Raw genomic sequence first — 22,810 nt, 5'->3', positions numbered from 1 at the left:
TATATGCCAAATGTTAATAGGAATGATTCTCGATTGCAACCACGTTGAGTCAATCAACAACCCTAAAGCATGACGAAGGTCAAACTTCAGGGTTTTTTAGCCAACATGAGATGAATTAATTCACGCCGCGCCCGCTCCCACAAGGCACCTTGCTGTGACCAACTGATCGCCTCACCCTCTTCGCTTTCAAACAGCGCCTTGGGTATCATTTTCTGCACCAGCCGCTTAACCTGCGTACCGTACCCCTTTGCCGTTGCCATTTTCAATAGCTCATAATCCTGCACCCCACGACGCCAGTTTTTCAAGCGAATGGAAGCCACCGGTCCGGCAAAACCACGATCACTGGTAGGGAACAGTTTATCCTCACCTGGATAAAGCAGGCTGCCGTCTCCATTGCCAACATTTTCAGCAGAACCGCCAAACAGACCACTGGTGTAGGTCAAAGGATCATTCCAGAGATCCGTGGCACGATTGGCACGTTTTTGATGCCAGTAGGCGATGTCCCAGAAATACCACGAGTCCAGACCAAATTTATGCGCAGCCCAGCCCCACGTACGCATCGCCACAGCGTAATCATCAATCAGTGCCGTGCCTGTAGCCGGAGCGTAACCGTTATACACACCCACCTGAGCACCGGCTTTTTGCCGATCCAGAATGGACTGTTGATCGTAACCGCTTAAGGCCGAGGGCATTGACCAAACATCAATGTATTCCGGATTTTTGCGCCGCAACAAAGCGTTGTTGATTTTTTCAGTCAAAAACGTTTTGATCCGTGGTCGAACTTCATGCGCCCATGCCGCATGTGCAATGACTTTTGGGTAATCCTCTTCGCTGGGTTCATCCATAATCGAATAGACCGCCGCCGACCAAGGCAATTTATGTTCTTTAAACCAGCGCTGCCAAGATTTTATATCCCCTTGCAGCGTCGCTTTGCTTGTTGTATTCAGCTGAGTAAACAGCATTTTTGTGCCGACCCCTTCTCCTGGCCCTTCATAACCCTGATCGGCTCTGAAAATTGTGCCACTGAGCATATCGGCCACCGCTTGATCTGCCCGCCGAACCGGCTTGTCCACCACCAGATCCAAACGATGCCGATGCAACATCTGCTGATAGCGTTTGAGCAATTGAGCGTATTCAGGCGTACCCGATTTCACCCCATGACGACGACGAATCTGACGGGAATCAGCCAAATAAGCCAAGGTTTGCAACGAGAATTTACGCGGCAACTCCAACTCCGCTACATACAATCGCACAGGCACTTGGTAACGCTCACCTGAACTGGGCGTCAGTACCGACAGCCAACCGTAATAACTGCCTGCCGGTGTGCCACGCGGCACATAAATATCCACCCAATAGGGTTGAATTCGACCCGCCGCAAGGTCTAAGGGTTTAAAGGCATCCGCTACTGAAACGGGGGTTAAAATATCCGCCCAATGCCCCATCGGTAACATATGTTGGCGCTGCTCATCAAAATAGAGACCTCTCGATGACTCCTTAACGCGCAAAAACTCCTCACGGAAGACCTCAATACGCCGCCCAACGCTGTTGCTTATGTCTGCCTCATCCCCTCCAGGCAGGTAAAAATCATTGTTAATTTTATGCCCATCTTGATGGCTCAATTCACTCATAGAAACGTGTAAGTCGTGCTGCCCAGAACCACCGGCCTCCAACACCAGCTGAAAAGCCACCACCTCATCCCGCACCGCAACCAGATCCACATAACAGCCATTCCAGACCACACCGTCCTGCCTTGATACCCCATCACTTAAGGTTGAAGAAAGACGCTCACCGTCATTCACCGCCCAGATGGCTTTCAAACCAGTAGGCAATAACCCCTTTGGTTTCAAGCCCGCTTTCAATGCTAACGAATCCGTACACTCCACCAGCGGTTTATTGGCCGCCTGTTTTTTCTGTTGAGTTCGAAATTCCATCTCTTTTTTCAACAGCTCTGACACCGCTCGACCTTCTAGCTTATTCTCTTCGATGTAATTCAAGGTCAACTGCAAAGCCAAAGCCAGCGGTGCCACAAACAACAACACTAGCCCTATTTTTTTTAACACGTTCATTATTTCTCCGTCACAATGAAGTCAGCCAATGGCACTGGCCAGAATCGACCTTAAGCTTAGTCCAAGCATCCCACAGCAAGCGGATATTGACATTAAAATGCGACAACTTAGAGAACAACAGAGACCAGAGGCGAACGCCACTGGAAAAAACAGATAAAATCAGGATTTTAAGCGGCTTTTTGGCAAAAAGTGCAACAACGTATCACGCACCTTACCGTACAAAAACGGTTTGCTCACATGACCGTCCATGCCCGCCTGAAAACAGCGATCTTGATCTTCTTTCATCGCGTTAGCGGTCAAAGCAATGATCGGCACATGATCGTTTACGCCTTCCGTAGCACGAATTTGCTGAGTCGCTTCACAGCCATCCAGTTTTGGCAACTGCATGTCCATAAAGACCAGGTCAAATTCAGCCTGCTGAAAGTGCTCTACCGCCGCCTCACCGTCACCGGCCCACACCACCTGACAGCCCAAGGTTTTCAACATTTTAGTGGCCACTTTACGGTTCACCTCATCGTCTTCGACCAACAACACCCGAGCACCCAGACTCACCGCTTCAAAGCTGTGGGCGCTCATTTCACCCGTTTCATGAAAATCAAGAGTGTGACCATCAGTCAACAAGAAGGGCAATTCAAACCAAAAACAACTGCCCTTGGACAACTGACTCTCAACACCAATATCGCCCTCCATTAGAGCAACCAAATCACGACAAATGGAAAGCCCTAAACCGCTGCCTTGGGTACAGACCGAAGCCTGCTCCGCCTGCACATACGGCTCAAAAATAGTCTCGATCTGCGCCGCATCAAGACCCGGCCCACGGTCTTGAACCTCAAACCGCACCAAAACCGATTGCGCCTGCCACGAGACCACGGTGACCCTCAGCAACACCTCACCTTGCTGGCTAAACTTAACCGCGTTGCCGATCAAATTCAGCAGCAGTTGAGTCAAGCGTCCTGCATCGCCACGCAAAAACTTAGGCAACTCGACACTGATCGACTGCCGCAAACGCAAGCCTTTTTGTGCTGCCAAGACCCCCATTTTCATCTGCACACCCGAAAGCAGTTGGGACAGCTCGAAATCCAAAGACTCAAGGCGTAACTCACCCGCCTCGATTTTAGAGTGATCTAAAATATCGTTGATTACCTTCAACAAATGATCCGCTGATTTTTGAATGCTCAAGACATAATCGCGCTGCTCATGATCCAACGGGGTTGCCAGCAGAAGCTCGCCCATCCCCATCACCCCGTTCATCGGTGTGCGGATCTCATGGCTGCTGGCCGCCAAAAAGTTAGACTTATTCCGGCTGGCTCGCTCTGCTTCCCATTTCGCCTGTCGTAACTTCTGCTGATTATCCTTCAACATCGCCTCGTTATCGTGCAAACGTGCGCCCATCAACACCAACAGCTCCGCCGTCTCAGACAACTCTTGCACCGGTAAATCAGGCACCGATTGCTGATAATTTCCGCGTCCAATCTGTTGGATCAAAAGATGAATTTTTCTTAATGGCGTTGCAATAAAACGACTCATACGTTCAGCGCGTTGATACAATAAAATGAAGAAGAACAAGTAAAACAGCACCAAAGCCAACACCATCCACCACACCACCGCCACCAACTCATCACGCAGACGATCCGCTGAGGCATAAATGTGTTTCTGTTCCGCTAGCAGCAACAACTTCCAATCAACCCCTGGCACCGTCGCCCAACTCATCAGATGAACGTCATTGTGCATGGTTAACATCTCAAACCCAGCGGCCTGCTGATTTACTACCCCCAAAGCGCTCGGCAAATTACGCTGCTGATAGAGGTTAAGCTCCTCCTGATCACGGAGGATCTCATCAGTAAACCAAAGTTCCATGCCCCGCTCGGGCATACTGATCACATGCCCCTCACGATCCAATAACAGCGCATACCCCTGCCACGGTACTTCCAGATCCAACACCTCTTTGGCAATTTTAGTCACCGTGATGTCTTGCCCCACCACCCCTTCTAAAAAATCACCGCGATAGACCGGAGCCAAATTAGACACCATCCAACCCAACCCCGCCGGATCAAGATAGAGATCGGTCCAAACAATCTTGCGTTCTGGGTTGTTCTTGGCATCGGCCTCGTAATAAAAATTAAGCGAGGTCACTTCTAATTTGGGGGGGAACTGAGACAACACATCAAAAAAAGGATAAATACGCGCCATCGAATCAAAGGTAGTAAAATAAACCTGTTCAACCAGAGGCGAATGCCTCTGCATCGAACTCAATAAACCATCCAACCGAGCACTGCGCAAGGCTTTATCCTGCTCCACCTCACCAATGGGGTGAAAGCCACTGTAATAGAACGTCGCCCCGCCGAGGTTTTTATCCAGATAATAAATACCATTGTCCGCAAAGCGATAATGGCTTTTCACCTCTTGAGAAAATTCATTTTCCAACAGGGGTTTTGAGAGCGCGGTTAAGGTGGCCTCAGCCAAGATGGCGCTGTTGGACTCAACAGGCTGTAACTGCTTATGGATAAATTTTGACTCTCGAAGCGCCAACAATTTCAGCTCTTCGTGTGCCAACTGCTGCAACGCAGCCACATTTTCATCTCGTGAAAAACCGGTACTGAGCAAGTAAACCGCCACCAAACCGACCTCCACTAACAACAGTGGGATCAAAGAAGCCCGCAGATAGGAGCGCCAAATCCAACGTAATAACGGCTCTTTTTTCACAGGCTCTTTAATCGGCACAACGGTGACTCCCTAAACTCAAAATACAACCCGTTACCACAGACGCACACTCTTCTTCCCTCCTTGGAAGAAAAACCAAAGACGCAATGCGATCTAAGCCGTCAAACCTTGACTGCGCAGATACTCTTCGTAACTGCCCTGATAATCCACCACACCCTCTGCGGTCATTTCAATCACCCTCGTCGCCAAAGAAGAGACAAATTCACGATCATGACTAACAAAAATCAAGGTGCCTTCGTAATTTTCCAGCGCGTAATTAAGCGACTCAATGGACTCCATATCCAAATGGTTGGTGGGTTCATCCATAATCAAGACATTGCTTTTCAACATAGAGAGCTTACCAAATAACAACCTTCCCTGCTCACCACCAGAAACCACCTTGACGGATTTTTTAATGTCTTCCGCCGAAAACAACATGCGCCCCAAAGCCCCGCGCAACACCTGCTCGTCGTCGCCCTCTTGTCGCCACTGCAACATCCAGTCATACAAATTCACATCGTCAGCAAAATCATCAGCGTGGTCTTGGGCAAAATAACCGATGTCCGCCGCTTCAGCCCATTTAATCTTGCCTGACTGCTGCGCCATCTGACCCGCCAAGGTTTTAACCAAGGTGGTTTTACCGATGCCATTGGGGCCAATGACCGCAATGCGTTCACCTGCTTCGACCATCAAGTTCAGATCTTTAAACAACGGCGCTTCGCCGTCATAACCTTGGCTTACGCCTTCCATCTGTAACGCCAGACGATGCAGTTTTTTCTCCTGCTCAAAACGGATAAAGGGGTTTTGCCGACTGGACGGTTTGACCTCAGTCAATTTAATCTTTTCCATCTGCTTGGCACGAGAGGTGGCCTGCCGCGCCTTAGACGCATTCGCCGAGAAACGCGACACAAAGGATTGCAACTGGGCAATTTGAACTTTTTTCTTGGCGTTATCCGACAACAGACGCTCACGCGCTTGAGTCGCTGCGGCCATGTACTCATCATAGTTACCTGGATAGACCTGCAACGCACCGTAATCCAAATCCGCCATGTGAGTACAGACCGAGTTCAAAAAATGGCGATCATGAGAGATGATGATCATGGTACTGGAGCGGTCGTTAATTACCCCCTCCAACCAGCGGATGGTATTGATGTCCAGATGGTTGGTCGGCTCATCAAGCAACAAAATATCGGGATCAGAAAACAGCGCCTGCGCCAACAACACCCGCAGTTTCCAACCAGGAGCCACTGCGCTCATCAGGCCAAAATGCTGCTCAGACGGAATCCCCAGCCCCAGCAATAATTCACCGGCACGGGCTTCGGCAGAGTAGCCGTCCATTTCAGCAAACTCCACCTCCAGATCCGCCACCCGCATCCCATCTTCTTCGGTCATATCGGGGTTGGCGTAAATCGCATCACGCTCGGCTTTGACCTTCCACAGCTCAGCGTGACCCATGATCACCGTATCCACCACCGTGCTCTTTTCAAAGGCAAACTGATCCTGCCCCAACTTACCCAAGCGTTCATCCGTATCCATACTGACGCTGCCCGCCGTTGACTCCAGATCGCCGCCGAGGATCTTCATAAAGGTGGATTTGCCACATCCGTTGGCACCAATCAAGCCGTAACGATTGCCGTCACCAAACTTCGAAGAGACGTTTTCAAACAAGGGCTTAGCCCCAAACTGCATGGTAAGATTTGCTGTAGAGATCACTGTAAAATATCCGAAAAAAGCCAAAGGGGGCGATTATACCTAGGTTATGCGGCAAGTGGAGAGTAATAGCGCTGAAAAGCACTGTTTTATGCTAAAGTCTGCGCCCCTGTCACTGTTATACCTTCCGCATGAAAACACTACTGATTGATGACCATATTCTCTTCGCCACCGCATTACAGCAACTGCTACGCCACGGCTGTGGCTTAAAAAAGGTTGAGCACACCGACGATGCTTTAGAGGCACTTGAAATCATTAAAGCCGATCCGAAAATCGGTTTGGTACTGGTTGATATGAACATGCCGGTGGTGGATGGCATTGACTTCCTGCGCGCACTTGAACACCACCATGTCGATGTTCTAACCGGCATGATCACCGCCAATGAAGACCCCAAGCTGCTGCGAGAAGCCTTGCGCGCCGGAGCTAAAGGCATTATCCCGAAACATTCAACCCTCGAAGAGATGAAACAGGCCATCAGCCAAATCACCCGAGGCGAGTGTTATCTACCGGATTATCTTCGCATTAAGATCGACCGACTTAAATTAAACAAAGCAGCCAGTCTTGCTCCGACACTCTCAAAACAACAGCAACAAATACTCGCGCTACTTCACAAGGGACACCCAGAGCAACGCATGGCGACTCTACTGAACATCAACCTGACCGCAGTGCGCAACCGTATTGCCTCATTGTTTCAAACTCTGGGAGTCAGCACCCGCAGCGAATGCCTCTCTCATGCTCAACATCAAGGCTTGCTAGAAAACTAAGCAATGGGCAGCAGGACAATAAACGTCGCGCCCTCACCCGCAATGCTTTCGACCCGAATCTGGCCGTTATGAGCGTCAACAATCTTCTTCACAATTGCCAACCCCAAACCGGTACTCGACTCTCCAGCCGTAGGTTTAGCTGCCAGTGTTTGAAACATCACAAAAAGCTTGCCTTGCTCATCAAGCGAAATCCCCGGCCCATGATCCTTAATACGCAACTCAACGCTGCTATTTGGTACCGCGTGATACTGTAAAAAAACCTCAACCAATGATCCGGTAGGTGAAAACTTAATCGCGTTACTGATCAAATTATCCAACAGTTGTGAAATACGCTGCTTATCCACATTAACCCGTGACAACGCAGCATTTTCTTTCACCTCCAGCTGCAATGAGATCTGTTTCTGCTTAGCCATCGTTGCTCTAAACACATCCAAACGAGACACACAGAGCTGGGTAAAATCCAAAGGTGCTCGCTCAAGCGCCAACTTGCCTAATTCAATCGCCGAAACATCCAAAATATCATTCAGCAAATCCAATGTACTGTGGCTCAACTCCTGAATTTTTTCAGATGACATCTGTTTTACCTCGGCATCCATACCGTCCAGCAACAACAACTCACTAAAACCAGCGATGGCTGAAATGGGGTTGCGTAAATCATGCGCCGCAATGCCCAACAATTGATTTTTTTCTTTATTTAAATTCTCCAATTCACGGTTTTTTAAAGCCAGCTCCGCATGTGCTTCAGCCAAACGATTCTGGGTCGCTTTAAGCGCTGAAACCTCCACCGCGATCGAATATTTCACCGTGCGTCCATCTGGCCAAAACAGCGTTTTTTCTTGCAGCTGGTACCACAAATCATCCAAGGGATTAAAGTGTTCGAAGATCAACGTCTCCTGCTTTGGTTTTCCCTGCACATCAATTAATTCTCGCATCCGACAAAAAAAGCAGGGAGAGTCCTCCCCATAAATTGCCTCATAACACTTTTGCCCTGACGCAGCTCCCGTTCTATCCCGCATGGATCGATTGACATAAACCAAACTGTAATCCGTTGTATCCATTGCATAAATAGCAAATGGAATCAGATCAAATAGAGTTTCAAACAAAACCCCTTCGTTCTGCGGCGCAAGCGACGGAATAACCATAATTTTCTCCACAGAAAAACAGCATATTATTGAATATTTTTTGCAAAAAAATAACTAGGACGACCCATAACGCTCAAAAACCTTCTGGATCATTTCACTTAATTTATCTTCACCCACCGGTTTTAACACATAACCCTTTGCTCCAGAATCAATAGCATCAATCACCATCTGCTCTTGCCCATGAGAAGTCACCATAATGATCAGAGCTTTTGGTGAGTGCTGTAAAATACATTGCGTGGCTTCAATACCATCCATATCAGGCATGGTAATGTCCATCGTCACCAACTCCGGCTGCAAGACGTTATACTGATCAATAGCATCCCTGCCTGTACGAGCGGTGCCCGCAATGGTATGGCCAATATCCTCCAACATTTTGCACAACTTTTTCAGGGTAATGGGTGAATCATCAACAACTAAAACACGCAACGAATTCATTTCGTCTCCATAAAATCAATATTGATTAAAAATTTATTTTGGCCAAACACAATAAATTGAGACCAGCCCTGAGGCGGTAAGTAAATCTGCCGACTTAACCGTTGCATTGCGATGTCGAACCAAATTTTTTGCATCCGTTAAGGTCAAAGGTGGCGTTACAGTATTACGTTTACCTTTTTTAGAGATGGTACTCAAAACATTGCCAATCACAATATTTAACAAATCTCCAGAAGTCTCATCCATCATCAACTCTTTTTCGTCATCCTCGATCGTCAACTCGGCAGTATACGCTTCATAGACATGCTGAATTAATAACTTATCAAAACTGAATAAGATAAACATTTGCACTTGGCCTTTAACACCCAGCAACGAGGTCAAATAGCGCAATTCAATGCGGTTATGATCACCTAAATGATACTCAGTTTGAGACACCTCAACAGCCAATTCATCTTTAAGAAAATCATCTAAACGGCCAGCAATTGCCTTCAAAAAACCCGCCGCATCAAGCTGTTCTTCACTCATGCCACCCCCTTAATCGCTGCAAACCACTTCGTTTTAATCTCTGATTCAAGACAACCTATTGATCAATAGGCAAAGTAAATTGAAAACTCGTACCACACCCTTTTTTACTCTTTACTTGAATGCTTCCTCCCAAACGCTCCAATTTATCTTGCACCGCCGAAAGACCAACACCACGACCCGAATAGTTGTCTACGTCTTCGGTCGTACTGAAATCATCGGTAAAAATGAGCTGAAAAATTTCAGCATCTGACTTTTCACTTACCGACTGCTGATCCAAAACACCTTTATCCAATGCAAATTGACGTAACAAATCTGCATCCATACCACGACCATCATCGCCAATCTCAACCACCAACGCACCTTTCTTGCGTAAAACATGACAAGTTAACTGACCTCTTTCCAGCTTCCCTCTCTCAATCCGCTCTTCTGGAGATTCTATGCCATGCACCATCGCATTACGAAACACATGCACCAACGTTTTAACCAGTGGATTAAAGCGCGTGGCATCAATTAAAATCAAATCTCCCTCTATATAAAAAGGCTCGATCTCCTTATTCAAACGCGCCGCCAATTGCATCATCGCTTTTGGGTAACCGCTTAACAAAGAGCGAAAATCCACATGGCACACAGTACGTACTCTGTGTAACAAAGCCAAAAAAGCCTGCTCATCTGCCAGAATTTTACTTTGTGCCAGTTCTTCCACCATTAACTGCAATTCAATAATGCGCGACTCAGGAATATTAATCAGTCTATCTTCATGACAGAAACCTTGTCCTAATACCTGTTCAATTTCAGCAAGATCATGCATCAAGGCGATTTTAAGATCACTAAAGCCTTCGATCTGTTCCGCAACAAGATCACCTTGAAGCTGATTCAACTCTGTTTCAACTCGATGTAAAACCATCGGCAAAGTTGGAAACCCAAACTGTAAAAAAAGCCCTTTGAAGGTATGCACATCACGGTACAGCTGAACCACATCCACCGCAGCAAGCGAGCACTGCTCTAAAAAACAGTGGAATTCACGCATAATCTGCTGCACATCATTAATCTCTTTTAAAACCGTAACAATAAACTTAAACCGCTCTTGATTGGCATTGATCTTCTCTTGCAAGCGTTTCTTTTGCGTGATATCTGATAGAATCAGCATCAGTTGATCTTTTTCCATCGGTCGATATTCAGCAGAAAAAATAAAATTCTGCAACTGATATTCTCTGGGCAACAGCTCTAAAATCAACTCCCGACGCATTGGGTCTTCAGACTTGAAAAAACGCTGTAGATTTTTTTTCAATAGAACCTGTTGTTCTTCGGAACGGGAGTACAGCAGCTCATAAACAAACTGACCCGCCATCTCCTCTACCGAAAAAAATTGGTAACACCTTGAGCTACACTCACCTTGAATTTTCAGGTCACTAAAAAAGGATAAAAACCCCTGCCCCGAACTGTCTAACAACTGACGTACTTGGCCACTTTTTTTACTTAACTCATGGGTGCGTTGTTTCACCACAGATTCAAGGTTTTCATTCAGGAGTTTTAATCGAGCGTTGCTCTGCTCCAACTCAAACTCCTGTTGATAACTGTGAATCGCACTCTTAATGGTCAATAATAGGTCGTCATTCTGCCACGGCTTTTCAAGAAAACGGTACAAATTTGCTTGATTAATGGCATTAGTAACGCCCTGTAAATCGCTCTGTCCAGTCAACATAATGGTGACCGCTTTGGGGCAACGCTGATGAATTTTTTTCAGCACTTCATCGCCCTTCATGCCAGGCATAATATAGTCACTGATCACCGCTTCCAGCTCCACTCCCTCGGCGGCTAACTCATCGACAATTTCCAACGCCTCCTCGCCACTCTCGGCAACCTCAATAATCAGGCCTTTCTCCAACGACGATTTGAGCAAGCTGCGCAATGTAAGCAAAACGGTTTCATCATCATCAATACAAAGAACGGCCCGCTTGCTCACCTACCTCACTCCCAAACCGCTATTGATGCTGCCAATCAAATCGTCAATATCCCAAGGTTTGATAATAAAACTGTCCAGACCACCATTTTCCCAAGCCTGTTCCACCGCCACTGGATCCGCCTGTCCTGACAGCATGATTTTCACTACTGAAGGAAAACGACTTTTTGCTTCACGCAAAAATACATCGCCTTTCATACCTGGCATCAGCCAATCGGAGATCACCACCAACGGCTGATACCCCTCACCTCGCATCTCATCTAAAATTTCCAACCCCTCTTCCGCACTTTCTGCCACCTCAATCAGGTATTGGTTACCAAAGGCGGTTTTTAACTGCGTTTTTAACGCATCCAACACCATGCGCTCATCATCCACACAGAGCAAAACACCTTTCTCTTCTTTTCCCATCACGCGTTACTCTCCATCGGCAAGTAAACTCGAAATTCGCTGCCCTCACCCTCAATTGAATCAACCTGAATCTCACCGCCGTGTTTTTCTATAATTTTAGTCACAATATCCAACCCCAAACCACTGCCCTCTCCGCTGGCTTTAGTGGTGAAAAAGGGCTGATAGATACGCCCCATCAATGCCTCAGGGATACCACAACCATTATCCGCAATCGAAACCACTGCAAAACCATCCACTTTTTTCAAAGCAATCCTTAATACCCCCTTATAGTCCATCGCCTGCAACGCATTGTGAATCAAGTTGGTCCAAACCTGAGCCAACTCATCGGGATAACAGGCCACGGGTTCTAATTGCTCATAATCACATTGTAACTCAACACCTTGTTTAATCTGATTATTATAAATGGTCAAAACCATTTCCAACCCCGCTTTCAAATCGGACTCGATCTTCTTACCACCCTGATCAAAACGGGCAAAGGATTTCAGAGCAAAAACAATCTTGGTCACCCTCTCCACTGCCAAATTAATGTTGTGCGTATTGCTAGCGATACTGGAAAGATTATAAATTGTATTTAAGATGAGCTGCGCATTTTTATGCTGAAATAGGGGCAAATAAGGCTCAGGTTCAGCATAAACCCCCAACTGCACCAAGGTCTCAGCCGCATCCCGCGTATCTTGCAAACCCGCCTCAGCCAACCGCCTCATTAAGGCTCTAATGAGCTTGCGCTCTTCTCTGGTGGTCAATAAGGCACGATCTTGCACTCGCTGCTTCAATAAGCCAAAAAACAGCTGCTCTTCAACATTGGAGAGCAACTGCAAAACCTGTGGCAGTTGCAAAAGGACACCTTCCATTGCATCACTGATGTTGCGACCACTGGATTTCACTGCCCCCAAGGGCGAGTTAATCTCATGTGCAACCCCAGCGACCAACTGCCCTAACGCAGCCATTTTTTCATTTTGAATTAACTGTGCCTGAGCTGTCTTTAATTCCAATATGGCTTGCTGCAAACCATCATTGGCATTCTCTAACTCAACAGCCTGCGCCAATAGGCTACTAGATAGTTTACGAATATGAGTAAACGTCAGAACAATAATAACCAAAGCAATAATAAAAACAATTACAGCCAAGAGCAAGGTAAAATAATTTGCTTTCGAGAGTGCCAGTGCCGCATCATCTGCTGCGACACCGATCATCTTTCTCTCATACGATCTCAAGCTTTCAACATTCTTATCAAACTCATAATACATCTCACTTAATTCACTGACAAGAAACTCACGCGCTTCTTCCAACTGATCGTTTTGAGTTAAACCTACAACATAATCCTGTTTGACTAAAATCTGTTTAACCAAGTTTACCTGCTCCTCCATCAACTTTGTTTCAACATCATCCAGGACCAAAGAGCGTATGGCAATACGCACTTTACCTACCTCAAAACCCCACTTGTGATACAGCATTTGATATTCATCACGCACAAAGGGATCATCAGACAGCAATTGATTAACAACCGAAGTACGTCGATTATAGGAGACCCATAGCATATCAGTAGAAAGCTGAAGCTTTAAATTCCTATTTCCCACCATTTCATCTAATTTACCCTCTACATTTTTAATCTGCCAGTAGTTATGCCCTTGCAACGTCGCTAACAACAACATTAAAATTGCAAATGAAAGTGACATCCAAATAAAAATAACTCGATTCTGCTTGCTGATACTTCCCATACTGATACCTCTTTATAAAATAAAACATCTAACTACTCAAAATCACAGACCTGTTTAGCGTAGTAGTTCATTCGGCTCTCACCCTCTTTTTTCCGAGTCCAACGTTTGACGAGCATCCAGCGCGTAAGCGGTTCGACTTTGAAGATCAATTCAGCAAATCAACGACAACTCCAACCCCATCATGACTTGACCCAAAGCGCCGTTGTAAAACCACCCCAACCCTGCTATTTTCTGATCGCTTTTTTTTCATAAAGCTGGCATCAATGGCCGCAATTTGATCGTGCTTTTGTGGCAGTTCTTTTTGAAGCAAACGTCTGTTGAATTGAGCAAAATCAAAGGAACGTCGAAACCAGAGCGACAGACGTTTTTCATGCAACGAACTGTAACGACTCAAATTACGAAAAGTGGCTTTTCCATGGAAAACCATCAATGCGGAAAATAGAGCCGAGAGAAAAAAACATTGTGGTTTTTTAACGCTGGACATGGAGAGTAAAACCGACTCTACTACAGATTCCACGGGTGGTCTTCTTTGATTGTCGTTTTTTGAGAACTCTATTGTCTCACAACCCGCCTTTGGTTCCTATTTTTTTGACCTAAAACTATCCGAAGTATTGATCCTAGGCTCAAGGACTAAACCGATGCAAGCCAGCACTGTCATACTCTTTCTGTTCATCAGCCTAATCAGCACCGCGTGCTACAGCCCTGAGCCGAAACCACTGCCCACAGAAGCAAAAAAAACCAACCCACCCAACAGCACCTCACTGAGAAACCTAAAAAAAGAGAACAACTTAGAGCGACAGCTCAAACGTGAGGAGCGCCGCGCCCATCGCAGCGGCCGTTCGATACTGCGTACCGCTCGTCAAATGAGCTTGATCAACAAAGAAATTTTACCCGGTGGCTGCTGGGATTACATCGACACCGTCTACGACCGAGCCGGTTTCAAACGGCACCAACGGCAAACGGTCTTCAAGAGCAAAAAACGCGGCCCCTTTGCCAGCCAAGACAAAATCAAAGCAGGCGATTGGCTCTATTTTATCAATCACGGCTATCGCAACGTCGAACACAGCGCGATTTTCATCTCTTGGCTGGACTACAAGCAGAAAAAAGCTATGATGCTCAGTTACGCAGGGGAGAGAAGAAAAGTCCCTGCTCGTTACAAAGAATACGATCTGCGTAGCGTCTACCAAATCATTCGACCCAAAGAGAAATAATGTATGAGCAATCTAAAGGTAGCCACAGTTGTTCTGTTTGGCTTTATCAGCAGCCTCTTCCTCAGCGGCTGTAGCCAACCGGCACTCAAGCAGATATTGGAAAACCAGCGCCCCAAAGTCAGCATCGCCAGCACCCGCATCAGCTCCCTCGACTTTGACAACCTAACCCTTAACTTTGGCATCAAAATCGACAACCCCAACCCGATCCCCATCAGCTTGGCCGGTCTCGATTACGACCTCAAACTGGCAGGAAAATCCTTTATCAAAGGCCAAAAAGATCAACCCATCCAAGTGGCCGCCTCCGGCATCAGCGAGATTGAACTGCCGATCACTGTCGGTTTTAAACAACTGATGAACATTTTCAAAGAGTTCAAAAACAAAGACAGTGCCGCTTACGACCTCGATCTCGGTCTGTTGGTCGATGTGCCTATCATTGGCCAATACCGTCACCCGCTCAAAACCAGCGGCAACATTCCGATCCCCAAAACACCGTCGGTCAAACTGGCCAATATGTCACTGGGCGAAATGAGCTTTAGTGGTGCCAATGTGGGCGTTCAATTGGAAATCGACAACCCCAACGCCTTTTCTCTGGCGCTGGATAAACTCGACTACACCCTCAAGGTCAACGGTGCTCAGTGGTTCAAAGGGGTGCAAAACAACGTCGGCAACATCAAAGCCAACGGCAAAAGCGTGATCAATTTGCCGCTCTCGCTGAACTTTATGGACCTTGGCAGCGGCCTGTTCTCCGTACTCAGCGGTGGCAAAGCGCTCAACTACGACATCCAAGGCACCTTGGGAGCCACCAGCGACAACGCTCTGATCGGTGCTTTCCAACTGCCAATCAATCAACAAGGCGCGGTTAACCTCTCCCGTTAACCCCTCCCCCTCGACTCCCCATAATGGGGGGTTTGAGCTAAGCGCTTCGCTTCAGTACACTTGCCCCCCCTGTCTCCCTTATGAATGCCCACCATGAACAAAAACCGCGATCAACTTCACCTCAATTACCAAGTGTTTGTCCAACAAGCTCGTCAATACGCCCAAGTCTGGGGGCTGGAAAACGACGAAGGCTGGGTCATCTGCGACTCCAGTGAGTTTGAAGAGACCGAAGTGATGCCCTTTTGGTCGAGTAAAAAACTCGCCAAACAGCACTGTGTCGGCGAGTGGTCAGGCTACCAAGCCAGCGAAATTGACCTCGACGAGTTTATAGACCGCTGGCTCAAGGGCATGATCGACGACAACGTCATGGTCGGCCCTAATTGGAACGAAGAGCTGGAAGGGTTGGAAATTGACCCACTGGACATCGCCAAAAAATTACTCGACATTCACGACTGAATCACTTTATTTCAACCCAAAAATCAACTGACTAGGAACACAGCATGAGCGCAGCAAAAAACGGCGATACCGTACAAATCCACTACACCGGCACCCTCGACGACGGCAAACAGTTCGACAGTTCCGAAGGCCGTGAACCGTTAGAATTTATTTTAGGTTCTGGTGGCGTTATTCCTGGTTTTGATGATGCGGTCACCGGCATGAACGTCGGTGACAAAAAAACCGTGCGCATCGAACCTGATCGCGCCTACGGCCCACGCCAAGACGACATGCAGCAAGAAGTACCCAAAGACATGCTGCCCGACGACATGCCGCTCGAAGTCGGTATGCCTTTACAAGCGCAAGGTCCTGACGGCCAAACCATTAATATGAGTGTGGTGGAAATTCGTGACGAGACCATCATCGTCGATGCCAATCACCCTCTGGCCGGTCAAGCCTTGACCTTCGCCATCGAGCTGGTGGCGCGCGCTTAAAGCGAAATTAAAACGCAATCCTAGGGCTGCCGTGCAACGCGCGGCTCCTACGGTGTGGCCGAAAAATAAACATCACCGTAATACGTCGTGGCCTGCTGACCTGCGTTGTCGCTGTCGGTCATCACCGCCACCGCATCAATATAACGCACTTCTTTGCCCAACAGTTTTTTCAGATCAGCGCGTACATTGCGTCGATAATATCGCCACTGGCCAACGTGTTTCTCTCCCGACTCCACCGCCAACATCACCGCATTTGAGGTAAATGGATTTGGCCATGACTCCCCCACCGCAGCCGAAGAAGACCAAACGTAATTCAACGCTCGTGTGTTCCAAAAGAAAAGGCCGCCATCCACCACGATGTAAAGCCGAGCGACAAAATCATCCCCCCTCTTCTGTCGCTCATCCAGATTAGAAAACACACCTTCGGTTTTCCATGACCAGTTCAGCCACGGCTGTTTTTCAAGGTCAATGCGCTGTTTAAAAAACAGACCCGAAGCTGCACCATTGCTGTTTGCCCTCAGTACCGTCCGAGGCGGCGAAACGGTTTTGTCCAACACCAAATCATATTGGGTTTCACCAGAAAAAATTTTAGGCTGCCAGTGCTCTAATGCAGAGTTTGAAAATTCACCAATGACAAAATCAGACTCTGAAGGAACTGGTTTTTCAGCCTGGGCGGATGAAAAAAACAGCAGCGAAATAAGACAACACAGCGTCCCTCTACCCATAATCACAACTCCAAAAAAATAAATTCACTGTTTCACTTTTCTCTTCGGCCTTTTTCTATTTTTTGCCACCCCAAACGCCACAGCAGCCCACTGAGCGGCTTGCTCCTTATCATCATAAATCTCTTCGGGTGCCAAAAAATAGGACATATTGACCTGCTTATCGTTTTTTTGATACTGAAAGGCTGACAGACCCTTTTCCTCAAATTTGTGCCGTGTGCTCTGATCTACTTTCAAATAGAGCTGATCATCGGCCACCAAAGCAAACATAATGCCCTGATGATAAACCCCATACCCACCAAACATCTTGCGCACCGTAATTTCACCAAATGTTTCAAACACTTCGTCTAAAAACTCAACGAACTGACTCATGAACACCCACCTCCCAATTCTCAAATCGAACGCTGGCATGGCTCTAAAGTACAAAATCGGGTAAGCTGCACCGCCGCCAAACAGCGGCCCCAATCCCTAACGCAGTAACGAGAGACCACCCCTATGAGCTTCGCCTCCCTTGGCCTATCCGCCCCCATCCTTGATGCCGTGGCAGAACAAGGTTACGACACCCCCTCACCCATTCAGAGCCAAGCCATACCTGAGGTGATTAAGGGCAATGACGTTATGGCCGCAGCTCAGACGGGCACCGGCAAAACCGCCGGTTTCACTCTGCCGATCTTAGAACGTCTCTCACAGGGGCAACTGGCGAAAGCCAACCACGCTCGCGCCCTGATCTTAACACCCACCCGTGAGCTAGCCGCACAGATTGGCGAAAGCGTGCTCACCTACGGCAAAAACCTACCGCTGCGCTCCACGGTGGTGTTTGGTGGGGTGAAGATCAACCCACAAATGATGAAACTGCGTAGAGGGGTCGATATTTTGGTCGCCACGCCTGGTCGCCTACTGGATCTTTACAATCAAAAAGCGGTGCGCTTTGATCAATTGGAAGTACTCGTATTAGACGAAGCGGATCGCATGTTGGATATGGGTTTTATCCACGACATCCGTAAAATCCTCGCCCTGCTGCCTAAGCAGCGCCAAAACCTGCTCTTCTCCGCCACCTTCTCCAGCTCGATCCGCACCTTGGCAAAAAGCGTGGTCAACAACCCTGTGGAGATCTCCGTCACGCCACGCAACGCAGCGGCACCGACGGTCACGCAATGGATTTGCCCTGTAGATAAAAGCAAAAAATCCGCTCTGCTGGCTCACTTGATTACAGAGAACCAGTGGCAGCAGGTACTGGTATTCAGCCGCACCAAACACGGCGCGAATCGGCTGGTGCGTTTTTTAGAAGGCAAAAAGATCTCCGCCGCTGCGATTCATGGCAATAAAAGCCAGAGTGCGCGCACCAAAGCATTGGCCAATTTTAAGGCCGGTTCGGTGAGCATTTTGGTCGCCACTGACATCGCTGCTCGCGGCATCGACATTGATCAGCTGCCCCATGTGATCAACTTTGATCTGCCCAATGTGCCGGAAGATTATGTGCATCGCATTGGCCGTACCGGACGAGCCGGTTCTACCGGTGAAGCAATATCACTGGTATCGAATGATGAGTTTAAACAGCTGGTGGACATTGAGCGCGTAACCAAAAAGCTGCTGGAAAGAAAAGTGGTCGAAGGTTATGAGCCGGTTAATACTCTGCCACCGTCTTCACTCAACCAACGCCCCATTCGGGATAAAAAACCGAAAAAGCCCAAGCGGGATCATCGTGATGGTCAGCGTTCAGGCGAGAATTCTCGGGGGCATCGTCCGGTAAGAAAGCGGTAGAATGGTGCATGAACTCACCGCAAATTTCATGAGACAAAACAGCATGTTTGGATTTTTAAAACCACACCCCCTGCTGGATGAAACCAGCATAACGTGGCTGTTTGATGTGCAACTCTGGTGTCTGCAAAATTTTGATGCCGAGGTGTTTTACACCGAAACGCAATTAGTCACCCCCAGCAACGAACATTTTCCTGGGCGCGAAAGCAGTCTGCATGGCATGGCCAGCCTGATTTTTGAGCAAGTCAAACAGCACGCTGGTCTGCAACACTGGCCTTGTCGGCTGCAAGAGCAGTCGAGCTGTTCACTGGAGCAACCACCAAAATTGAGTCTGCAAGGCGCACTGCGTGGCACACAGGGCCTATTACAAACCGCCGTGCCCGAGTCACAACAACTGCCGATTCAATACGCTGGCTCACAGCTCAACAACCCTGAGGTGTTAATCGCCAGCCTAACCCAACAACTGGCCTTTTATCTGGCCGGTTTTGCCAAACAAAAACCACCGGCAGGCGATGAAAACTGGCCACAGCTGATCGAATTAATCGGGCTGTTTATGGGTTTCGGCGTGATGTTTTGCAACACCGCCAACACCACCCGCAGTAAAAGCTGCGGCAGTTGCTCCGGCCCCAGTGCCGAACGTGATCGCGCTCTGTCACAAGATGATCTAACCTACTCCTTAGCCCTTTTTTGCCACTTAAAACAGATCCCTAACAAGGCCGTGTTACCTCATTTGAATAAACATCTGCGTGGTTATTACAAACGCGCCTTAAAAGACGTGCAGCAACGGACACAGCAACTACAACCTTTGCAGCAGATGCAGGCGTTATAAGGGGACAATATGGAAGCTGAAGAACTGTTAAACATCATCGCCCGAGATGAAGACAGCAGGCATCAATTTAAGGCCAATGTCAGCAATGAAATCTCGTTGGCGCAAGAGATGATTGCCTTTAGCAACACCTTAGGCGGCATGTTGATTATTGGCGCTGATGATGATGGCTCACTTACTGGTTTGAATCGTGAAGATATGGGCAGGCTCAGTAATCTGGTCTCCAATGCCGCATCACAACAGGTCAAACCGGCCATTAACCCCATCACCGAAAACATTGCACTCGGCGATAATTTACTCATGGTCGTACATATTTCTCCCGGCCTGTCCAAGCCCTACATGGATAAAAATGGGGTTATCTGGGTAAAAAGCGGTGCTGATAAACGCAAAGCCACTGCCCGAGAAGAGATCCAGCGCATGTACCAAAGCGCAGGTTTACTGCACGGTGATGAAATTTTAGTGCCCAGCCTAACCTATCGAGATTTAGACGAACGAGTCTTTGCCAATTTTTATGAAAAGCAGTACGAAGAGACGCTGCAAGAACAAGATCTGCCACTAAACCAACTGCTGGACAATTTAAACTTGAGCCAAGAGGGGACGCTAAACCTCTCTGGTACACTGCTGTTTGCCAAAAAACCCTCTTTACGCCTGCCGAATTTTATTATCAAATGTGTTACCTACCCCTGCCAAGAAATTGATGTCGATAATTACATTGACAGCCAAGATATGACGGGGATATTAAAATATATTTTCGAAGATACACTGAGTTTTATTTTAAGAAACATAAAACGTGAACAAAAAGGACAAAATGTCAATTCGCTGGGTATTTTAGCTGTACCAAAAATTGTTTTTGAGGAGTTGATTTGCAACGCTCTTATTCATCGAGATTATTTTATTGATGCACCAATTAAAGTGTTTGTCTTTATAAATCGTATTGAAATTATCAGCCCAGGACACCTGCCCAACAACCTCAGCATCGAAAATATTAAACGTGGCAATTCTAATATAAGAAACCCTATTCTAGCTTCATTTGCCACCAAAATACTGCCCTACCGTGGCCTTGGCAGCGGTATTATCAGAGCCTTGAAAGCCTATCAACACATTGAGTTTATTGATGACCGAGAAGCCAACCTGTTCAAAGCCATCGTAAAACTGAATCCATAAAAACCATAATTTACCCCCCTTGTTTCAGGAGAAAAGCAGCAATGCCAAAAGCAGGTGATCTAAAAAAAGGCATGGTCGTGGAGATCAACGGTGTACCCCATGCGGTCAAACAGTTGGAAGCCAAAAGCCCCTCTTCTCGTGGTGCATCGACACTGTATAAAGTCCGTTTTACCAATCTCAAAACAGGTCAAAAACGGGATGAGTCTTATAAAAGCGATGAGATGCTCAAGGATGCCGATTGCCAGCGGCTGAACGTGCAGTATTCCTACCTTGACGGTGAACACTACACCTTTATGAATATGGACGATTTCAGCCAACACAGCCTCAGCGCGGCTGATCTTGAAGGCCAAATTGAATACCTAAGCGTGGGTTTAGAAGGCATTGTGGCGCTGATTATGGACGGCGCTATTTTAGCCATCGAACTGCCGCCCAGCGTGGTAATGGAGATCATCGAAACCGACCCGAGCATCAAAGGCGCATCGGCCACAGGGCGTACCAAACCGGCTAAAATGAGCAGCGGCTTGGAAATTCAGGTACCTGAATATCTGGAAGCGGGCGCGCAGATTAAAATCAATACGGCCACCGGTGGGTTTATTTCTAGGGCTTAAAACCGTTTACACCGAACCATCAACGCGATTGATGGCTCTCCATATAACGCCTCAATAACGTATTAATCCGTGTTTGATACCCTTGCCCTTGTGATTTAAACCAAAGCAACACGTCGCTGTCCAATCTCAACGTCACGGGCTTCTTTTTGGGTGTTGTTATTTCTGCATGGCGAAAAAAAGCATCATCCAACTCTGCAATGTCACTGGTATCAATGGCCTTATCATCCATATCTGCCAATTTTTCCCAATCAGTTTTAGAGACTTTTTTCATAACGACGCACCTCATTTTTGGTTGCTTTACGAGCGGAGATAAGACGAATTACATCTCCGCAGCGTTCGGTATACACCACAACACCCACCAAGACTTTCATCCAATAAAGATCAATCATCCACCGCTTGCCAAACCTGCGGTACCACCTCCACCGTCACCTCACCGTTACCCAACCAAATCGTTCCATCTTGAATGGTGCATTGCAGCGGCATGTTTTTATCCGCCAACCGCGCCAGTTCGGCCACCGTTTCCGCTGCAATGTTCACCACCTTGAGGTTATTTAATTTCGCCGCTTTGCTCTGCATCGGCTTCCACCAAATCTCCGCGCTGCTGCCGCTGTAACAATACAAAGTCACTTGATCAGCCAGCCCCGCCGCTTTACGCAAACGTTTTTCATCGGGTTGCCCCAACTCAATCCACTCGGCAATGCCGCCGTGCAAATGACGATTCCACAGATCCGGCTCCTCGGTGCTGCTCAAACCCTTGGTAAACGACAGTTGCTCATCGGCGTGCAGAGCAAAGACCAAAATCCGCAACATCATCCGTTGCAGCGTTTCCGATGGATGCTGCGCCACCGTCAAAGCGTAATCGCCATAACAGTTGCGATCCATATCCGCCACTTGCAGATCCACTTTATAAACCGTCGCTTTCAATGCCATGCGTTTTTACCCCTGTTGTTTGGCGCGTAACGCCATCGTTTGGAAACGGATCCCCTGCCAACCGTCACGGATAAAATTGCGAATGTTGTGATGATCCTTGCCCGCTGGGTTTTGCACCACATCCAGACGGTAATAATCCCCAAAACAGTGCAGCAGCGATTCAGCAGGCAGATCATGCAGCAGGCCAAAAGCGAAAATTTTACAAGAACCCTCATTGCTGCCTGCCGCATTCAGCACCCTATCCGCGCCCAAACCGTTACTGAACTCCGCTGGCGTGTAGTCGTAATGCTGCTCGATCAACTGCATGGTCTGAGCAAATTGAACCCGCTCGGGTTGACCCTGTAATAACGCCATAAATTTT

25 protein-coding genes are annotated in these 22,810 nt (G+C 47.6%); 9 read left to right on the top strand and 16 right to left on the bottom strand.

The features are described from left to right. Positions 1-86: 86 nt before the first annotated feature. The 3 genes from Q9O24_11500 to Q9O24_11490 all read right to left on the bottom strand — a co-directional run bounded on the left by Q9O24_11500 (position 87) and on the right by Q9O24_11490 (position 6,479). Positions 87-2,066, bottom strand: coding sequence for a DUF4091 domain-containing protein (locus tag Q9O24_11500; GenBank protein MDQ7075750.1), 1,980 nt, complete (start codon positions 2,064-2,066; stop codon positions 87-89). A 159-nt stretch (positions 2,067-2,225) separates the two neighbouring features. Continuing rightward, positions 2,226-4,787 carry a response regulator gene (locus Q9O24_11495; GenBank protein MDQ7075749.1) on the bottom strand — a complete coding sequence of 854 codons (2,562 nt, stop codon included), beginning with the start codon at positions 4,785-4,787 and terminating at the stop codon, positions 2,226-2,228. Positions 4,788-4,880: 93 nt separating this feature from the next. Next, entirely contained in the window at positions 4,881-6,479 is a 1,599-nt protein-coding gene (locus tag Q9O24_11490) for an ABC-F family ATPase (GenBank protein ID MDQ7075748.1), read from the bottom strand. A 128-nt stretch (positions 6,480-6,607) separates the two neighbouring features. Between Q9O24_11490 and Q9O24_11485 the strand changes: the two genes are divergently transcribed. Beyond that, positions 6,608-7,240, top strand: coding sequence for a response regulator transcription factor (locus tag Q9O24_11485; protein ID MDQ7075747.1), 633 nt, complete (start codon positions 6,608-6,610; stop codon positions 7,238-7,240). On the opposite strand, the gene Q9O24_11480 is transcribed toward Q9O24_11485, so the two are convergent. From Q9O24_11480 to Q9O24_11450, 7 genes are all read right to left on the bottom strand, one after another. Then, positions 7,237-8,382, bottom strand: coding sequence for a HAMP domain-containing sensor histidine kinase (locus Q9O24_11480; protein MDQ7075746.1), 1,146 nt, complete (start codon positions 8,380-8,382; stop codon positions 7,237-7,239). The genes Q9O24_11485 and Q9O24_11480 overlap by 4 nt on opposite strands. Positions 8,383-8,436: 54 nt before the next feature. Beyond that, the gene (locus Q9O24_11475; GenBank protein MDQ7075745.1) at positions 8,437-8,817 is read right to left on the bottom strand and encodes a response regulator; all 381 of its coding nucleotides are present in this window, start codon (positions 8,815-8,817) and stop codon (positions 8,437-8,439) included. Between the two features lie 33 nt (positions 8,818-8,850). Then, on the bottom strand, positions 8,851-9,339 hold the full coding sequence (locus Q9O24_11470; GenBank protein ID MDQ7075744.1) for a chemotaxis protein CheX: 489 nt from the start codon (positions 9,337-9,339) through the stop codon (positions 8,851-8,853). 55 nt (positions 9,340-9,394) lie between these two features. Then, on the bottom strand, positions 9,395-11,302 hold the full coding sequence (locus tag Q9O24_11465) for a response regulator (protein ID MDQ7075743.1): 1,908 nt from the start codon (positions 11,300-11,302) through the stop codon (positions 9,395-9,397). Beyond that, positions 11,303-11,707 carry a response regulator gene (locus Q9O24_11460; protein ID MDQ7075742.1) on the bottom strand — a complete coding sequence of 135 codons (405 nt, stop codon included), beginning with the start codon at positions 11,705-11,707 and terminating at the stop codon, positions 11,303-11,305. Next, positions 11,707-13,425: an ATP-binding protein gene (locus tag Q9O24_11455; protein MDQ7075741.1), complete on the bottom strand. Its 1,719-nt coding sequence runs from the start codon at positions 13,423-13,425 to the stop codon at positions 11,707-11,709. Before Q9O24_11455 ends, Q9O24_11460 begins: the two co-directional genes overlap by 1 nt. A gap of 145 nt (positions 13,426-13,570) precedes the next feature. Then, on the bottom strand, positions 13,571-13,942 hold the full coding sequence (locus tag Q9O24_11450) for a hypothetical protein (GenBank protein MDQ7075740.1): 372 nt from the start codon (positions 13,940-13,942) through the stop codon (positions 13,571-13,573). 121 nt (positions 13,943-14,063) lie between these two features. Here Q9O24_11450 and Q9O24_11445 point away from each other — a divergent pair, with 121 nt between their 5' ends. From Q9O24_11445 to Q9O24_11430, 4 genes are all read left to right on the top strand, one after another. Next, positions 14,064-14,636 carry an NlpC/P60 family protein gene (locus Q9O24_11445; protein MDQ7075739.1) on the top strand — a complete coding sequence of 191 codons (573 nt, stop codon included), beginning with the start codon at positions 14,064-14,066 and terminating at the stop codon, positions 14,634-14,636. 3 nt (positions 14,637-14,639) lie between these two features. Then, positions 14,640-15,512, top strand: a complete 873-nt coding sequence (locus Q9O24_11440) for an LEA type 2 family protein (protein MDQ7075738.1) — start codon at positions 14,640-14,642, stop codon at positions 15,510-15,512. A gap of 93 nt (positions 15,513-15,605) precedes the next feature. Beyond that, entirely contained in the window at positions 15,606-15,968 is a 363-nt protein-coding gene (locus Q9O24_11435; GenBank protein ID MDQ7075737.1) for a DUF2750 domain-containing protein, read from the top strand. A 44-nt stretch (positions 15,969-16,012) separates the two neighbouring features. Continuing rightward, entirely contained in the window at positions 16,013-16,441 is a 429-nt protein-coding gene (locus Q9O24_11430; protein MDQ7075736.1) for a peptidylprolyl isomerase, read from the top strand. A gap of 47 nt (positions 16,442-16,488) precedes the next feature. On the opposite strand, the gene Q9O24_11425 is transcribed toward Q9O24_11430, so the two are convergent. Continuing rightward, complete coding sequence (locus tag Q9O24_11425) at positions 16,489-17,166, bottom strand: DUF3047 domain-containing protein (GenBank protein ID MDQ7075735.1); 678 nt, start codon at positions 17,164-17,166, stop codon at positions 16,489-16,491. Between the two features lie 24 nt (positions 17,167-17,190). Further along, the gene (locus Q9O24_11420; protein ID MDQ7075734.1) at positions 17,191-17,535 is read right to left on the bottom strand and encodes a TfoX/Sxy family protein; all 345 of its coding nucleotides are present in this window, start codon (positions 17,533-17,535) and stop codon (positions 17,191-17,193) included. A gap of 123 nt (positions 17,536-17,658) precedes the next feature. Between Q9O24_11420 and Q9O24_11415 the strand changes: the two genes are divergently transcribed. The 4 genes from Q9O24_11415 to yeiP are packed head-to-tail and all read left to right on the top strand — an operon-like array spanning position 17,659 to position 21,519. Continuing rightward, positions 17,659-18,924 carry a DEAD/DEAH box helicase gene (locus Q9O24_11415; protein ID MDQ7075733.1) on the top strand — a complete coding sequence of 422 codons (1,266 nt, stop codon included), beginning with the start codon at positions 17,659-17,661 and terminating at the stop codon, positions 18,922-18,924. A 43-nt stretch (positions 18,925-18,967) separates the two neighbouring features. Next, entirely contained in the window at positions 18,968-19,750 is a 783-nt protein-coding gene (locus Q9O24_11410; GenBank protein MDQ7075732.1) for a hypothetical protein, read from the top strand. Positions 19,751-19,759: 9 nt separating this feature from the next. Next, positions 19,760-20,911: a putative DNA binding domain-containing protein gene (locus Q9O24_11405; GenBank protein MDQ7075731.1), complete on the top strand. Its 1,152-nt coding sequence runs from the start codon at positions 19,760-19,762 to the stop codon at positions 20,909-20,911. Positions 20,912-20,952: 41 nt separating this feature from the next. After that, the gene (gene yeiP, locus Q9O24_11400; GenBank protein MDQ7075730.1) at positions 20,953-21,519 is read left to right on the top strand and encodes an elongation factor P-like protein YeiP; all 567 of its coding nucleotides are present in this window, start codon (positions 20,953-20,955) and stop codon (positions 21,517-21,519) included. 19 nt (positions 21,520-21,538) lie between these two features. On the opposite strand, the gene Q9O24_11395 is transcribed toward yeiP, so the two are convergent. The 4 genes from Q9O24_11395 to Q9O24_11380 are packed head-to-tail and all read right to left on the bottom strand — an operon-like array spanning position 21,539 to position 22,803. After that, positions 21,539-21,790, bottom strand: coding sequence for a BrnA antitoxin family protein (locus Q9O24_11395; GenBank protein MDQ7075729.1), 252 nt, complete (start codon positions 21,788-21,790; stop codon positions 21,539-21,541). Next, entirely contained in the window at positions 21,774-21,908 is a 135-nt protein-coding gene (locus Q9O24_11390) for a hypothetical protein (GenBank protein MDQ7075728.1), read from the bottom strand. Before Q9O24_11390 ends, Q9O24_11395 begins: the two co-directional genes overlap by 17 nt. Next, positions 21,901-22,449, bottom strand: coding sequence for a YaeQ family protein (locus tag Q9O24_11385; protein ID MDQ7075727.1), 549 nt, complete (start codon positions 22,447-22,449; stop codon positions 21,901-21,903). The genes Q9O24_11390 and Q9O24_11385 overlap by 8 nt, the downstream gene beginning before the upstream one ends. 6 nt (positions 22,450-22,455) lie before the next feature. Beyond that, positions 22,456-22,803: a HopJ type III effector protein gene (locus Q9O24_11380; protein MDQ7075726.1), complete on the bottom strand. Its 348-nt coding sequence runs from the start codon at positions 22,801-22,803 to the stop codon at positions 22,456-22,458. Positions 22,804-22,810: the final 7 nt, after the last annotated feature.

The organism is Gammaproteobacteria bacterium (genome assembly GCA_030949385.1).
Lineage (GTDB): Bacteria > Pseudomonadota > Gammaproteobacteria > JAUZRS01 > JAUZRS01 > JAUZRS01.
The sequence above is the reverse complement of the archived record's forward strand: the minus strand, read 5'-3'. Positions and strand labels throughout refer to the sequence as shown.